This window comes from Nocardia sp. NPDC004068, from assembly GCF_042874315.1.
In the GTDB taxonomy this organism is placed as follows: domain Bacteria; phylum Actinomycetota; class Actinomycetes; order Mycobacteriales; family Mycobacteriaceae; genus Nocardia.
The window spans coordinates 238,130-253,073 of the sequence record NZ_JBIAMW010000010.1; the positions used below are offsets into that span (position 1 = coordinate 238,130).

The window sequence follows — 14,944 nt, forward strand, 5'->3', positions numbered from 1 at the left end:
GCTCACGCCGACAACCCCGCCGCCCGGTGCGCCGCCGCGTCGGAACCCGTTGCGCCGCTCCCGGATCCGTTCGGCAGCGGCGGCAGCGGACTCCAGGCGGCCCGGAAGCGCTCGGCCCGGTCGAGCACATCGCCGCGGATGTCGCGGACCGCGGTCCCGGCCAAGCGCCGCAGATCGGTGTCACGGTGGGTGACCGCCCCCACCAGCAGCCGCACCGAATTGGCCGCGCCCAACACCTCCCCGGGCGCGATCGTGCGGGCGTAGACGTCGGACATGCGCCGCGCCAACTCCTCCGACCGCGATCCGGCGCGATAGAGCTCGACCTCGAGCGGCGTCGGGCTCTCGCCCCGAGCCAGCTGATTGGTCCACTGATAGGTCTCGAGGCATTCGCGTTCACGGCGGCGCTCCCAGCGCACCAGGGCGCGATCCAGCGCGGCCGCGTCCGACAGCACCGGCGCGGCCGCCTCGCCGAGCAGGCGGCCGAACCGCAAGGCGTCCCGAATCCCTTGCGCCGTAACGGGATCCTTGAAATGCCCCGCGTCCCCCGGCAGCGCCCAGCCCGGTCCGGTGGCGCGGCGGAAATAGGATTCGATATCGGTGGCGGAGCGGATGCGGCCGATTAGTTCGCACCCGTCGAGCCGTTCGGCGAGCGGTGCGATCGCGGCGACCGTGCGCAGATACTCCTCGGTGAGATTGCCGCTGAACTCCCTCGCGCGCTCGACCGGCGGCTGCAACAACACCAGCACCAGACCGTCGTCGCAGGGGAAGGCGGTCCCCAGTTCCGGCCCGACCCGCCACATGGCCGCGATATGGCGGCGACTCGGATCGCGATCGCGCCAGTACCCGAAGAAGCACGCCCGACCGCTCGGACTGCGCCGATAGGGCCGATCCGCGCCGACGTGCCGCGCGACGAGGCTGCGCCGCCCGTCCGCGCCGACGACCAGCGGGGCGCGCACCTCCCGCACCCGATCGTGCCGATCGCGGTAGCGCACCCCGCGCACCCGGCCGTCGGCGTCGCGGCACAGCTCGAGCACGGTGGCCTGTTCGCGGATCTCGGCCCCCGCCTCGCGCGCGGTGGCGACCAGCGCCGCGTCCAAACCCGTTCGGCGCACGCACATTCCGTAGTCGATGCCGTCGGCGGGGGAGTAGGTGCCGCGCACCTCGTGCCCGCCGAGCGCCGCCAGGGTGGCGGTGAGCCGCGGCGCGCCCAGCGCCGCCACGCGATCGAGCGCGCCGAGCGCCCGCAACTCGGCGACCGCGCCGGGAAACAGCAGATGCGTGGACAGGGTCTCGGAGGGGAACCGGGCGCGGTCCAGCGCCACCACCCGGCGCCCCGCGCGGGCGAGAGCGGTGGCGGTGGCCGACCCGGCGCAGCGCGCCCCGACGACGACGGCGTCGACGTGTTCGGGTCCGGTCGGTGCGGTGTCGGCTGTCATGGCGTCCCGATCGCGTTGTCGACGGCGGCGGAAACCGTTGCGGCGAAATCGATTCCGGCCAGGGCGGTGGTGGGGTCCTCGAAGATGTTGGGCAGGCCGTGCCGAAAGCGGTCGGCGTCCATCCGGATCAGCGGCGCCAGCGCGGGCGGGGTGAGGTCGTCCCAGATCCGCACCGGCGCACCGCCGACCCCCGCCGCCTCGACGATCATTCCCGCGACCACCCGTCCCGCGATATTGCCCGCCTCCATGCAGGCGACATTGCCCGGATTCTGGATCCAGTCGCCGCACACGAACAGGTTGCTCAGCGCGGTCGACCCGTCGGGGCGTTTGTCCCAGGTGCCGACGGTCTGCACGGTCAGCGGTTCGTCATTGCTCAGCCCGCCGGTCTCCGGATCGACGCCGATGGCCGGATCGAGGTACCACGAGTGCAGATTCGCGTCGCGGAAGGCGGGTTCCTCCGCGCCGAACCGGGCCTTGAAGGTGGCCCAAACCTCTTGGAACACCTCATCTCTCGTACATCGGTTCGCGGGTTTGCCGACCAGCGTCGTGCCCACCCCGTTGTCCCACGTGGAGATGTCGACGGAGACGCATTCGCCGACCGTGCCGTCGCCGAAGCGCCGCGGGAAGTCCTCGCGCCACAGCAGCGACTGGGTGACCGCGCTCAGCGTCCACGGATGATCGAGGGTCCCCAGCACCCCGCGCACGTGCGAGGTCGGCTCGCGCAGGTAGATCTGGAGGCCGTTCATCCAGTCCACGGTCAGCTCGTTCACGCCCTCCAGCGCCGGATCCGCCCGCAGCACAGCGGGTTCGGTGAGGATCGGCCGCGCCTTGTCCACCGGCAGCGCCGACACGAACCAGTCCGCCTCGACCCGCGCGCGCCGCCCGGCGCCGTCCACCACCGTGGCCCCGGTGATGCGATCGCCCGCCACGTCGAAACGCTCGAGCGCCTGCCCGGGATGGAAGCTCACCCCGAGGCCCTCGAGGTGACGCGTCCACGGATCGAGCCACACCTCGCTGGTCGGCCCGTCCAGGAAGCGCAGCAGGTACGCGTCGTGCGGCCCGTAGCGGTAGCCGAGGATGTTCCAGGTGAACGCCTCGATGATGTTGCCCGCCAAATCCACCGCGCAGATCCGGGGTTTCACCGCCACGAGGTCCTCGGTGGTGCCCTTGACGATCGCGTTCTGGAAGTAGGTCGACTTGCCGTCCGCGCCCAGATAGTTCCACCAGGTGATGTGGTCGAACGGGCCGTGCCGCCGCTGCGGGCTCGAGGTCATGTACGCCAAGGACTTGGCGGTGAATTCCAGCATCTCCACCGGCAGCCGCAGCGCGGGCGTGCCCACCAGAATCGCCAGCGCCCCCGCCACATTCGCGACCAGGTACGCCGGATCGGCGAGCCGGGCCAGATCCGCCGGTTGCCGATAGGGCAGATACCCCCCGACGCTCTGGCCGGGTCCGAGCGTGATCCCGCCGCCGAAACCCGGGAACTCGTCGAGCCCGCGCAGCGAATCCAGTGTGGTATCACCGCGTTCGGGCCGGGGTATCCGCGACATCGAATCCGGTACGTGCTGATAGAACCCCGGGAAGAACCGGAACCCGTGTTCGGCGGGCAACTCCGACCGGCCGTTCGTCGCCGTGCCCGGAACGCCGAAACTGCGTGCCTTACCGCCCAATTGAGCCTTGCGCTCGAATACGTGCACCGCGAATCCGCGTTCGGCCAGTTCGTGCGCGGCGGCCAGCCCGGCCATCCCCGCGCCGAACACCGCCACCGACCGCCGCTCGGGCACCAACCGCGCGGCCGCGCGCGACCGCGGCAGGGCCACCGCGACCCCGGCGGCCAGCGCGCCGCCCAGCATCGTTCGCCGCGACACCGGGCCCGTCATCGTTGTCCCCCTTCGGGATTCGCGACCGTGCCCTGCCCCTCGCGCCCGGCCTGCTCGACCCGCGACACCAGCGACCGCACATGTTCGAAGATGCCGAACGACCCCGGCACCGTGCGATAGGGTGCCTCCGCCGACGCCGCCAGCACGCCCCCGTCGGCGACCAGCGATTCGGTCAGATGGAAGGTCGCGGCGAATTCGGCGTCCGCGCCGTAGAGCTCACCGCCGGAGGAGATCGCGCCCGGCAGTCCGGGCGGCGGCGCGCAGGCCGCAGTGATCGTGGCGGGCAGCGCGAAGGTGGCCCCGCTCAGCGGCGTCGGACCCGAATACCAGTCCGACAGTTGGAGAGTCGTCGGCACGCACGCGCGGGTGCCCGAGGGCCGCACGTCGACCAGCGTGCCCTTCCATTGCCCACCGCGCCGGACCAGACCGCCCAGCAGCGTTGCGCCGCCGTCGGGTTCGAACGACACGCCCCACTCCCAGCCGTCGGCGCGCTGATCGACCATCGTGAAATGTCCCCAGTTGTGGTCGTGGTAGCCGCGCCACCCGTCCACGTTCTCGCGCGCCCCGCCGGGACTCCGCACCCAGCCGTGCACGGTGCTCGACGCGACCGGCGCGCTCCAGCCCATCCACTCGCCGTCGTCGATGGTCATCCGCCCCGTCGCCCCCGGCAGCGGCGCGCCGTCGAACCACACATCGGCCTGCACAGGCGCCTGCAGCACAAGGTGATACGCGCCGCGCACCGGATCGAAGTCCAAACCGCCCGCGATCGTGCGCACGCCGGGCAGGCCGTCGTTCGCGGGCGGCAGCACCGGCAGGCCCCCGCCCGGCAGGATGCCCCCGGCCGGAGCCGACAGCAGGTCGGTTCCATTGCCGTACATGAAGACCGCGCTCACCGCGGGAGCGGGGGCGGAGGTGATCACCGCGATGAAGGTCCGCTTGGACGCCGGATCGCGCAGCATCGTGTACCACCACTCCACCCACGAATCCGGATGCATGACATCGTCCGCGGGGACGGCCACATGGCCGGACTGCTGGGTTTCGGGGGTCAGATCACTGGTGAGGACCGGCGTCCCCGCCGGAAACGGGTCCGCCCCCGCGGGTGCGGTTCCCATCGCGGTGAACGCCGCCGCCAGGACGGCCGAAACCCCTACGGACAGCAACGTCTTCGTTGCGTTGAACATGACGACCTACCGATCGGAAACTCCTCGCCCGCCGGGACTTCCGCCCGGTTGAACGGACAAGACTGTGCTGTCGAACAGTGTGATGACACACTGTCCGAAAGTCAACGCGGTGTCGACACACTGTCCGACGGTGGCGCGCGGCCGATACGCTGGTGCGGTGCCCACCACCACCCGCTCACGTTCCCGAGTCAGAGATCGCCGCGAGGACGTCGCCCAGCGTGTGCTAAGGGTGACCGAGGAGTTGATGTCGGACGGAACGCCGTATACCGAACTGCCCATGCAGCGCATCGCCGAACGCGCCGAGATCGCCCGATCGACGCTGTATCTCTACTTCCCGGACAAGAGTCAGCTCCTCATCGCGCTGGCCGAACAGGCCACCGTCGGCGCGTTCGGCGCCGCGCTGACGTGGTGGCAGTCCGACCACACCGACGGCCCGGCCGGGGTGGAACAGGCCATGCGCCAGATGCTCTCCGAATGCCGCACCCACATCTACCTGATGCTCGCGCTGAGCGAACTGTCCGCCTACGACCCCGATGTCGCGGCGTACTGGCTCGGCCGGGTGGGCACGTTCATCGACGCGGTGCGCGATCGTCTGGCCCGCGAACAGCGTACGGGCGCAATCCAATCCGACCTCGATCCCGAGACGACCGCGCACACCCTCACCTGGATGGTGGAACGGACCATGACCGTGCACTGCCGCACCCGGCCGGAGTCGGCCGACGAGCAATTGGCGCGCAGCCTGGCCCGGGCCATCTGGCTGACCGTCTACGGCGACACGGGCCGGGTTCCGGGCCCGGCCACGTAATGGGGGTGGACACCGGCGGCCGCCGGGCGCGTTGGGAACCGCACAACAACGAGCGGCGCACGCGCATCGTCGAGGCCGCGATCGAGCTGATCGAACAGGGCCCGCCGGGCGCGCCGATCTCCTCGCAGCGGATCGCCGAGCGCGCCGGACTCGCGAAATCGGTGCTGTACCGGCAATTCTCGGGCCGCGAGGAGCTCGACCGCCGGGTGCGCGCGGTCATCGCCGAGCGGTTCGTCGACGAGTTGGACGCCGCGCTCGACGTCGGCGCGGGGTCGATCGCGCGCATCCTGGCACGCGCGGTCGGCGTGGTCGTCGACTGGATCGGCGATCACCCGCGCTGGCACGAATTCCTGCGCGGCGGACCGGCCGCCGACGATCCGATCGAGCGCGACGCGCTGACCGGACTGCTGGCTGCCATCGCCGCGCGGGCCGAACAGCTGGTGACCGGGCTGGCCGGGGCGGTCGGGGTCGTCGACCCGCCGGTGATCGACACCATGACCTTCGCGATCGTGTCGATGACCGAGGCCACCGTCACCCGGTGGTCGCGCGATCCGGATCCGGCGCTGGGCCGCAAGGATCTCATCGCGGAGATCTCCGGCTACGCCTGGAGCATTCTCGACGGGGTGGCCCGGTCGCACGGCCTGGCCCTCGATCCGGACCGGCCGTTGCTGGAACTGCTCGACGACCTCGCCGCGAATCAGGCCGCGCGCCGGGCGGGTTCGCTGCGGTAGCGCGAGGTCGGGCCGTCGATGCCCAGCGCGCGCCACAGCAGCCGCGCCGCCGGGGTCCGCAGGCCCAGATCGTCGGCGAGCTTGCGCACGTCGTCGAAGTAGCCCGCGAGCACGCGCTTGGAATGCGGTGCGCGCCAGAAGGCTTCGCGGATCACCTCGCGCGGGATGTCGAACTGCCGGGCGAACGAGCGCGGGGGAGCCATGATCTCCCCGGCGAGCCAGCGCATGGCCAGCGGAAAGGCGATGGCGCACACCGCCTTCCGGCCCGGGCCGAGCCGCCGGATGTGCACGGTCAGGTACTCGTGCGCGAACGAGATGTGCCGGGCCTCCTCGGCGATGTGGATCTCCATGGTGCGGTGCACCGCGTCGGGGATGCGCCCGCCCGCGCGGATGAGCGCCTTCTGGTAGTGATCGATGGGCTCCTCGCCGCCGAGGATGCCGATGAACAGGATGACGTGCGCGTAGCCGCCCGCCACGCCGATGAACGGCGACAGCGCCCGGAAGATCGGGCGCATGCCCGGCACATCCACGCCGATGCGGTTCACCAGCTCCTGGAACATCTGGATGTGGTTGCACTCCTCGGTCATCTCGTGCAGGCAGTACCGGAACTCCGCCGACCCGTTGGGCAGCTTCATGATGTACTGCATCATCCCGCGGATCAGCACACTCTCGAACGCCGCGCCGACCTTGATCGCGTTGGCGATGCGCCATTTGCCGATCTCGATGCGGCGTTCCAAGGGCAGTTCGCGATACCAGCGCGTCGCGCCCAGCGGGTCGATCTCCGGGTCCAGCACCCAGCGCGGATCGTCCGGGTCGATCGCGTATTCCGGTGCGTCCCAATCGATGTCGAGATAGGGATCGAAGTTGCGTCGCACCGAACCCTCGGACAGGGCTTGCAGCGTCTCCCGATAGTCGGGCCCGAAGGGGTCGGTGCGTCGGGTCTCGGACAGCGTCATCGGTGCCTCCTCCAGCGTCTACCCTGAGTTTATATGGGACTCGCGGTCCCACACAACGCCCGGCCACCAGATTCTCGGCCCCACGGCGGCGAACAGCGCGGGAATGACGATGGTTCGCACCAGAAAGGTGTCCAGCAGAATGCCCAGGCCGACCACGATGCCGATCTGGGTGAGGGTGATCAGCGGCAGCACACCCAGCACCGCGAACACCGCGGCGAGCACCACGCCCGCGCTGGTGATCACCACCCCCGTGGCCGCGACCGCGCGCACGATGCCACCCGTCGTCCCGTGCTCGGGGGTCTCCTCGCGGGCGCGGGTGACGAGGAAGATCGTGTAATCGATGCCGAGCGCGACCAGGAACAGGAAGGTGAACAGCGGCACGTTGTCGTCGAGCCCCGGATAACCGAATGCGTGCTCGCTCAACCAGCTTCCCGCGCCGAGCGCCGCGAGCGCGCTGGCCGCGGTCACCCCGACCAGCAGCAGCGCGGCGGGGATCGCGCGCAGCAGGGCCAGCAGGATGACCACCACCACCGCGAGGATCACCGGCACGGCCGTGCGCAGATCGTGGCGGGCCGCGTCGCGGGCATCGAGCGCCTCGGCGTCGCCGCCGCCGACCAGGGCGTCGGCCCCGGGCACCGCCGCCAGCGCGGACCGGATCGAGCGGATCGTCGAAAACGCCTCGGCGGACGCGGGTTTCGCGGCCAGCACGACCGACCAGCGTTGCAGCCCGTGCGCGGGCGGACCCGCGGGTCGGGCGCTCACCACGCCGTCGGCGTCGAGCGCGTGCCGCACCCCGTCGCTCGCGTCCGCGCGCGCGACGACCACGGTCGGATTCGCGGCCCCGGACGGGAAATGCGCCGCGAGGGTGTCGAATCCGTCCACCGATTCGGCGCGCACCCGGAACTTCTCGGTCTGCGACAGCCCGATCGAGGTGCTCGCCAGTCCGGCCGCGCAGACCGCGAGCAGGGCGAGCGCGGCCGCGACGACCGGCCACGGCCGCCGGGTCACCCGCTCGGCGATCGCGTGCCACGCGCCGGCGCCCGCGGTGTCGCGCCGATCGACCCTCGGGGTCAACGGCCAGAAGATCTTCCGCCCGCACAGCGCGAGCGCGGCGGGCAGGCCGAGCAGGACGAACACCGCGGCGACCACGAGTCCGGCCGCCGCGAGCGCGCCCAGGCTGCGGGTGCTCGGGGTGTCGGCGAGCAGCAGGGTCAGCAGCGCGATCACGACGGTGAGGTTGCTGGCGAGCACGGCCGGGCCGGCCCGGCGCACGGCGTGCCACAGTGCGCGGCGATGGTCGGCGTGCCGATGTAATTCGTCGCGATAGCGCGAGACCAGCAGCAGCGCGTAATTGGTGCCCGCCCCGAAGACCAGCACGCTGGTGATGCCGGAGGTGGACCCGTCGAAGGTCAGTCCGGTCGCGCGGGCCAGCCCGGTGCCCACGGTCGTGGCGACCCGATCGGCGACGCCGATCACCAGCAGCGGCGCCAGCCACAGCACGGGGGAGCGATAGGTGAGGATCAGCAGGATCGCCACCACCACCGCGGTCACCGCGAGCAGGGTGACGTTCGCGCCGGAGAAGGAGTTCGCGATATCCGCGCCGAACGCGGGACCGCCGGTGATCCGCATCGAAAGACCCTCGGGCAGACCCTTTTTCGCGTCCGCGCGGATCGCGTCGATCCGGTCGTTGAGATCCAGACCGGTCAGCGACGCGTCGACCGGGATCCGGCCGATCGCGGCCTCGCCGTCCGCCGACCGGGTCGGCTCGCCGATCGCGGGCCGCACGGCAGCGAGGTCGGCCTCGGTCAGGGCATTGCCGTCCGCGCGGGTGACCACCGCGATGGCCACCGAATCGTCGGCGCCCGGGAAGGTCGCGAGTGCGTCACACGCGCGGGCGGATTCGGCGGCCGGGGGTAGCGAACCGGGCGCGCTGTTCCCGGAATCGTTGCCGCCCACGCCGCCCATCAGCGCGCCCGCCACGACGGCGAGCAGCACCAGCAGCAGCCACGATCGACGGGAGGTCACCCATGAGGCATATCGGTCCCAGACGCGCACGGTGACCAACTATTTCAGATACTTAAGTAGCTGACAACCACGCGTAATGCTCGCGCATGGCGTCGATGATCGCCGCGAGGACGCGATGGGCCGTGGCCAGATCCTCGTCGGGGAACTCGGCGAGCGCGGCGGTGTTGCGCCGCCCCAGCGGTCCGAAGAAGTCGCGGGCGACGGCCATGCCGTGCTCGTCGTAGTGCAGCAGCACCCGGCGGCGGTCGGCCGGATCGGTCTCGCGGCGCAGGTGACCGGATTCGATCATGCGCTCGACCAGATAGGTCACCGCGGCCTGTGACATGCCCATCAGGACGCTCAGCTGCCCGGCGGTCAGCGGCCGGTCCTCGGTCTCGGCGTGCGCGACGTGGCGCAGGGCGCGAAAGTCGTTGGCGCGCAGGTCGTTCGCCCGCGCGAACACCTGGCCGATCTGTTCGGAGACCTCGCTGAGCGCGCGCAGATCGCCCGCGATCAGCGTCTCGAGGTCGGCGCGATCGCCGCCGCGCGCGGCGTGTTCGGATTGGCTCACCCCGCGATCTTCCCGCACGGCCGCCGGATCGAGGCGAGGGTTACGGGCACGTCCCGGTGGCCGCGTCGTGGGCGCCGTCGATCGCGGCCTGCCGCTGTTCGCCGGTGAGCACGGCCCAGTCGGGTTTGTTCGGGTAGTCGGCGATGGTGTCCGCCACCGCCTTGTCGACACCGGGCTGACCCGACTGCGCCCGGACGCCGTCCAACTTGCCGAGCAGGTCCTCGCACGACACGTGCCGGATCTGCTTGGGCGAACTGGCCGAGGGCGCGCGCACCGGGGTGGTGGCGACCGAGGCGGAGGTGGTGGTGACGAACGCCGGATGATCGTCGGCATTGGTGGCCGAATCATGGCCCCCCACATAGTCACACGAGGCGGCGAACAGTGCCGCGCCCACGACGAGCGCGGCGAACACGGTGCGGTGCATACTGTTCGGATAGCCCGCCGCGGCCGTTCCAACCCCCGGAGTCGGCACACCCGTGCCGGGCAACGGCGGGGTGCGCGCGCCGGAGTTGGCACACCCTGTGCCGGGGAACGGCGGGGTGCACGCACCGGAGTTAGCACACCCTGTGCCGGGGAACGACGGGGTTCACGCACCGGCAACGGATCCGGTGCCCGCTGGGCGTGTTCGGTTCATGCTCGGTTATCTGACGTCGCTAACGTTCCAGGTAGGCGGAGGAGGCCTGGCATGGAGTTCCGACATCTCGTATCGTTCATCGCCATAGCCGAAGAGTTGCACTTCGGCCGCGCAGCGCAGCGCCTTCATCTGACTCAGCCAAGTCTGAGCGCCCAGCTGCAGAAGCTGGAGAAATCACTGGGAGTGCAACTGGTCGCGCGCAATTCGCACGAGGTGCGGTTGACCGCGGCCGGACGGGAGTTCGAGAGTCAGGCACGTCAGATCGTGGCGCAGATGGAACGGGCGGCCGAGTCCGCCCGGGCCACGGCCGAGGGACGTGCGGGCACCTTGAACATCGGCTACAACCTGCCCGCGTCACGGCACGTACTGCCCGAGACGCTGGCCCGGATGACCGAGCGGCACCCCGATATCGTGGTGTCGCTGTGGGAGAAGCGCACCGGCCCGCAGCTGGCCGGATTGTCCGACGGCACACTGGATCTCGCGCTGGTGTACGGCCATCCCAGCACCGCGGAGTTCCGCTACCGGCGGCTGCTGCACCGGGTGCCGCTGGTGGCCGTCGTCGGGCGCAGGCACCGCTGGGCGGATCGGCCGGGGGTGCGGTTCGCGGAACTGGCCGGACAGCAGTGCGTGCTGTTCGCCCGCGAGCAGTGCCCGGCGATGTACGACTCGATCCTCTCCGCGGCGGCCGACAACCGCATCTCGCTGACGGTCGCGCATCTGGCCGACGATCCGGGGGCGACCGCGCACATGGTCTCGGTGCGGCCGCTGGTCGGGTTCGCCTCGCTGCCGCGGGCGATTTCGCTCGGCATGGGTGTGCCCGGCAGCAGTTCGGTGGCGGTGAAACTTTTCGATCCGGTTCCCACTCTGGATTTGTACGCGGTGTGGCGGGCGGAGGAATCCAATCCGGCGGTCGAGCTGTTTCTGGACTGTATGGAATCGGCGGAGGCGACGGACCTCGATTCTCCCCGCGCGATTTCGGTCTGACCACCCCGATAGGCCATGACATTCGCGCGGTAGGAACCGCGATATCCGTGGCGACGAGTCGAGTTGGCGCCCCGCAGAATTCGGTTCGTGAACACAGTGTCTGTCACGCAGAAGTCTGTCACGGAGAACGGAGCGGCCCTCGCCGACGCGGCGGGTCTGTACTCGATTCCGGCCACGGCCGCGCGCGAGCATCCGGCGCGGCCGTCGCTGTGCGCCGACGGCGTCGCGCTCACCGCCGCCGAGGTCGACGCCCGCGTGCGCGCGCTGGCGTGGGCACTGACCGAACGCGGGGTGCGGCACGGGGACCGGGTCGCGGTGCTCGGCCGGACCTCGCTGGCGTGGGCGCTGCTCGACTGCGCCGCGCTCGCCCTGGGCGCGGTGGTGGTGCCGGTGTACCCGACCTCCTCGCACAGCCAGATCGAGCACATCCTCTCCGACAGCGGCAGCACGTATTTCGCCGCGGAGACCGACGCGGACGCGCGGCGGCTGGCGGACGCGGGCGGCGCGGGGGCGTGGCTGTTCGACGAGGTCGCCGTGTGGGCCAAGGGCGAGGCGCCCGCGGATCTCGACCCGCTCGTCGCCGCGGTCGCCGCCGACGACCTGGCCATGATCGTCTACACCAGCGGCACCACGGGACTGTCCAAGGGCTGCATGATCACGCACCGCAACATGTACGCCTCCGCGGCCAACACGGTCCGCCAGACCGGCACGGTGTTCGACGGCACCACCGTGCTCGCGCTGCCGTTGTCGCACGTCTTCGGCCAGACCATGCTGTTCGCCTGCCTGTGCGGCGGCACGGAAACCCATCTGCTGCCGGGCATTCCGGATCTGGTGCCCGCCCTGTCGCGGGTGCGCCCGACCTTCCTGCCGATGATCCCCTACGGCCTGGAGAAGATCCGCAAGCACTGCCGTTCCCTGCTGACCGAGGCCGACGAGCGCGCGGGCGTCGAGCGCGGGCTCGCGCGGCTGGCCACGCCCGAATCCGCCGAGTTCACCGAGCCGGTGGCGAGCGCGCTGGGCGGGCGGCTGCGCCACGTCATCTGCGGCGGTGCCTCCCTTGATGATTCGACGGCCGGGTTCTACGCGGGCTTCGGCACGATCATCCTCAACTGCTACGGGCTGACCGAGGCCGCGACCGCGGTGACCGTCAGCGCCCCGGCGTCCAATCGGCTCGGCACCGTGGGCAGGCCGATTCCCGGCACCGCGGTCGGCATCGGTCCCGACGGCGAGGTGCTGGTCCGCGGACCGCATGTGACGCCGGGCTATTGGGGCGCGGCGAGCGCGCAGCGCCCGGTCGACGACGAGGGCTGGCTGCACACCGGCGATCTGGGCGAACTCGACGACGGCTACCTGCGGATCACCGGTCGCAAGAAGGAGATCCTGGTGACCTCCGGCGGCAAGAACGTCGCGCCCACCCCGCTCGAGGATCGGGTGCGGCTGCATCCGCTGGTGAGCAACTGCATGGTCGTCGGCGACGCGCGGCCGTTCGTCACCGCGCTGGTCACCCTGGACCCCGAGCGCGCCGAGCGCTGGCGCGCGGAGCATCCCGGCGCGGATCCGGCGACCGCGATCCAGGACGCGGTGGACGAGGCCAATTCGCTGGTGTCCCGGGCCGAATCGATTCGCGAATTTCGCATCGTGGAGGGCGATTTCACCGTCGCCAACGGCCTGCTGACCTCCTCGCTGAAACTGCGCCGGGCCGCGATCGCCGAGACCTACGCCGCCGACATCGATCAGCTTTATGTTGCGCGCAAGTGAATTCGTAGAAAAGCGGCGCGCAATTTCTCCATCGCGATAGCCGTCACCGATCGTCCGATGAATTGCGTTGGCCGGACGTGGTTTACGCGAGGAATCGAAGACAGACTCGAAATCGGAATTCGACTACCGAAAGTGATGCCTCATGTACGACGTCATCGTGGTCGGAACCCGCGTCGCGGGTTCTCCTGTCGCCATGCTGCTGGCCCGCAAGGGCTACCGGGTGCTCGCCGTGGATCGCGCGACCTTCCCCAGCGACACCCCCTCCACGCACTACATCCACCAGGCCGGGCTGAGCCTGTTGAAGACATGGGGTCTGCTCGACGAGGTCGTGGCGACCGGCTGCCCGCCGGTGCGGCATCTGAACTTCACCTACACCGACATCGACATCCGCGGCATGGCCGACCCCTCGGCCGACGGCATCGACACCGTCTACTGCCCGCGCCGCACGGTGCTGGACAAGATCCTCGTCGACGCCGCCCGGGACGCGGGCGTGGAGGTCATCGAGGGATTCACCGTCACCGCACTGGATTTCGACGGTGACCGGGTGACCGGGCTGCGCGGCCGGGTCGGCGAGGGCGCCGAGCAGAAGTTCGAGGCCACCATCGTGATCGGCGCGGACGGCTCCGGGTCGACGGTGGCCAAGCAGGTCGGCGCGGAGGTCTACGAGGGTTCGGCCGCGGCCTGCTTCGTCTACTACTCCTACTACGAGGGCGTCGACTGGGGTATGCACCACCGCACCGGCTTCGGCGAGCAGCAGTTCGCGTCCTGGCCCACCAACGACGGGCTGGCGCTGGTGGCGGTCATGCGCAAGCGCGACCGGTTCCGCGCGTTCCGCACCGACCCCGACGCGGGCGTGCGGGAGATCATCGAGCAGGTCGATCCGGAGATCGGCGCGCGCTTCCGCGACACCGCCAAGCGGGTCGAGCCGTTCCGGCCGATGCTCTACCCCGACAACTACCGCCGCCGCTCCTACGGTCCGGGCTGGGCGCTGGTCGGCGACGCGGGCTACCACAAGGATCCGTTCACCGGGTGGGGCATCACCGACGCGTTCAAGTACGCGCAGCTGCTGGCCGATCTGGTCGACGAGGGCCTGTCGGGCGCGCGGCCGATGGCCGAGGCGCTGGCCGAGTACCAGCGCGAGCGGGATGCCCAGAGCGCCAGCACCTTCGAGCTGACCCAGAGCATCTCCGAGTTGACGCTGACCCCGTACTACGACTCGGTGTTCCGCGCCACCAGCTACGACGCCGACTACTCGAAGAAGTTCTTCGGGCTCATCTCGGGCCTGTACTCGCCGGACAAGTACTTCGGCGAGGCCGAGCTGGCCGAACTGTACGAGAAGGTGAACTTCCCGGCCGACCGCCGCTTCGTCACCAAGGACGCGGGGGTGCCCGCATGAGCGGCGTGGCGCTGGTGGCGCTCGGGGACAGCTTCACCGAGGGACGCGGGGACGTGCAGCCCGGCGGCGCGCTGCGCGGCTGGGTGCCCCGGCTGGGCAGCCAGCTCGGCTTGCGGCCCACCATGATTCGCAATCTGGGCGAGCACGGCGCGACCACCACGATCGTGCTGGAGCGGCAGCTGGGGGTCGCGGTCGCGGCCCGCGCGGCGGCCTACGGCGTGATCGTCGGCGTCAACGATCTGGTCAGTGACTACGACCGGAATCGGTTCGAGGACAACCTCGCCCACCTGTTCGACACCCTGCGCTGCTCCGGCGCGACGGTGTTCACCGCCACCTATCCGGACATCCCGGCGCGGCTGCCGGTGCCCGAGCGGTTCCGCGACCTGTTGCGGGAACGCTTCGCGCACGCCAATGCCGCACTCGCCCGGACCGTTTCGGAGACGGGGACGCTGCTGCTGGACATCGCGGCGCAGCCGCAGTGGGCGCGCCCGGAGATGTGGACCGAGGACGGCCTGCATCCCAGCTCGCTCGGCCACCGCGTCTTCGCCGCCGCCGCGGCCGAATTGATCGCCTCGACCACCGCCACCACCGTCGCCGCCTGATCGGGC

Annotated in this window: 13 protein-coding genes; 6 read left to right on the plus strand and 7 right to left on the minus strand. The window is 70.7% G+C overall.

Going from position 1 to position 14,944, the window contains the following annotated elements; all coding sequences use genetic code 11:
- Positions 1–2 precede the first annotated feature (2 nt).
- From ACFYTQ_RS25920 to ACFYTQ_RS25930, 3 genes are read right to left on the minus strand one after another with little or no spacing between them, the layout of a single operon-like run.
- Positions 3–1,436: an NAD(P)/FAD-dependent oxidoreductase gene (locus ACFYTQ_RS25920; RefSeq protein WP_387366097.1), complete on the minus strand. Its 1,434-nt coding sequence runs from the start codon at positions 1,434–1,436 to the stop codon at positions 3–5.
- On the minus strand, positions 1,433–3,316 hold the full coding sequence (locus ACFYTQ_RS25925; protein WP_387366100.1) for an FAD-dependent oxidoreductase: 1,884 nt from the start codon (positions 3,314–3,316) through the stop codon (positions 1,433–1,435). Before ACFYTQ_RS25925 ends, ACFYTQ_RS25920 begins: the two co-directional genes overlap by 4 nt.
- The gene (locus ACFYTQ_RS25930) at positions 3,313–4,497 is read right to left on the minus strand and encodes a hypothetical protein (protein ID WP_387366103.1); all 1,185 of its coding nucleotides are present in this window, start codon (positions 4,495–4,497) and stop codon (positions 3,313–3,315) included. The genes ACFYTQ_RS25925 and ACFYTQ_RS25930 overlap by 4 nt, the downstream gene beginning before the upstream one ends.
- Positions 4,498–4,741: 244 nt before the next feature.
- Here ACFYTQ_RS25930 and ACFYTQ_RS25935 point away from each other — a divergent pair, with 244 nt between their 5' ends.
- Together ACFYTQ_RS25935 and ACFYTQ_RS25940 are read left to right on the plus strand one after the other, a co-directional pair.
- The gene (locus ACFYTQ_RS25935) at positions 4,742–5,302 is read left to right on the plus strand and encodes a TetR/AcrR family transcriptional regulator (protein WP_387366106.1); all 561 of its coding nucleotides are present in this window, start codon (positions 4,742–4,744) and stop codon (positions 5,300–5,302) included.
- Entirely contained in the window at positions 5,302–6,033 is a 732-nt protein-coding gene (locus ACFYTQ_RS25940; RefSeq protein ID WP_387366109.1) for a TetR/AcrR family transcriptional regulator, read from the plus strand. Before ACFYTQ_RS25935 ends, ACFYTQ_RS25940 begins: the two co-directional genes overlap by 1 nt.
- On the opposite strand, the gene ACFYTQ_RS25945 is transcribed toward ACFYTQ_RS25940, so the two are convergent.
- Genes ACFYTQ_RS25945 through ACFYTQ_RS25960 form a run of 4 tightly spaced genes read right to left on the minus strand, consistent with a single transcriptional unit; the run spans position 6,000 to position 9,988 of the window.
- Positions 6,000–6,989: a diiron oxygenase gene (locus ACFYTQ_RS25945; RefSeq protein ID WP_387366112.1), complete on the minus strand. Its 990-nt coding sequence runs from the start codon at positions 6,987–6,989 to the stop codon at positions 6,000–6,002. The two genes, ACFYTQ_RS25940 and ACFYTQ_RS25945, sit on opposite strands and share 34 nt — an antisense overlap.
- Before the next feature lie 18 nt (positions 6,990–7,007).
- Entirely contained in the window at positions 7,008–9,014 is a 2,007-nt protein-coding gene (locus ACFYTQ_RS25950; RefSeq protein ID WP_387366115.1) for an MMPL family transporter, read from the minus strand.
- A gap of 52 nt (positions 9,015–9,066) precedes the next feature.
- Positions 9,067–9,564, minus strand: coding sequence for a MarR family winged helix-turn-helix transcriptional regulator (locus ACFYTQ_RS25955; protein WP_387366118.1), 498 nt, complete (start codon positions 9,562–9,564; stop codon positions 9,067–9,069).
- Between the two features lie 40 nt (positions 9,565–9,604).
- The gene (locus ACFYTQ_RS25960; RefSeq protein WP_387366121.1) at positions 9,605–9,988 is read right to left on the minus strand and encodes a hypothetical protein; all 384 of its coding nucleotides are present in this window, start codon (positions 9,986–9,988) and stop codon (positions 9,605–9,607) included.
- A 261-nt stretch (positions 9,989–10,249) separates the two neighbouring features.
- On the opposite strand from ACFYTQ_RS25960, the gene ACFYTQ_RS25965 reads away from it, so the two are divergent.
- The 4 genes from ACFYTQ_RS25965 to ACFYTQ_RS25980 all read left to right on the plus strand — a co-directional run bounded on the left by ACFYTQ_RS25965 (position 10,250) and on the right by ACFYTQ_RS25980 (position 14,938).
- Positions 10,250–11,182 (plus strand): LysR family transcriptional regulator, encoded by a 933-nt coding sequence (locus ACFYTQ_RS25965; RefSeq protein ID WP_387366124.1) that lies wholly within the window; start codon positions 10,250–10,252, stop codon positions 11,180–11,182.
- A gap of 87 nt (positions 11,183–11,269) precedes the next feature.
- Positions 11,270–12,940, plus strand: a complete 1,671-nt coding sequence (locus ACFYTQ_RS25970) for an AMP-dependent synthetase/ligase (RefSeq protein WP_387366127.1) — start codon at positions 11,270–11,272, stop codon at positions 12,938–12,940.
- Between the two features lie 142 nt (positions 12,941–13,082).
- Complete coding sequence (locus tag ACFYTQ_RS25975) at positions 13,083–14,336, plus strand: NAD(P)/FAD-dependent oxidoreductase (protein WP_387366130.1); 1,254 nt, start codon at positions 13,083–13,085, stop codon at positions 14,334–14,336.
- Positions 14,333–14,938: an SGNH/GDSL hydrolase family protein gene (locus tag ACFYTQ_RS25980; protein WP_387366133.1), complete on the plus strand. Its 606-nt coding sequence runs from the start codon at positions 14,333–14,335 to the stop codon at positions 14,936–14,938. The genes ACFYTQ_RS25975 and ACFYTQ_RS25980 overlap by 4 nt, the downstream gene beginning before the upstream one ends.
- Positions 14,939–14,944 lie beyond the last annotated feature (6 nt).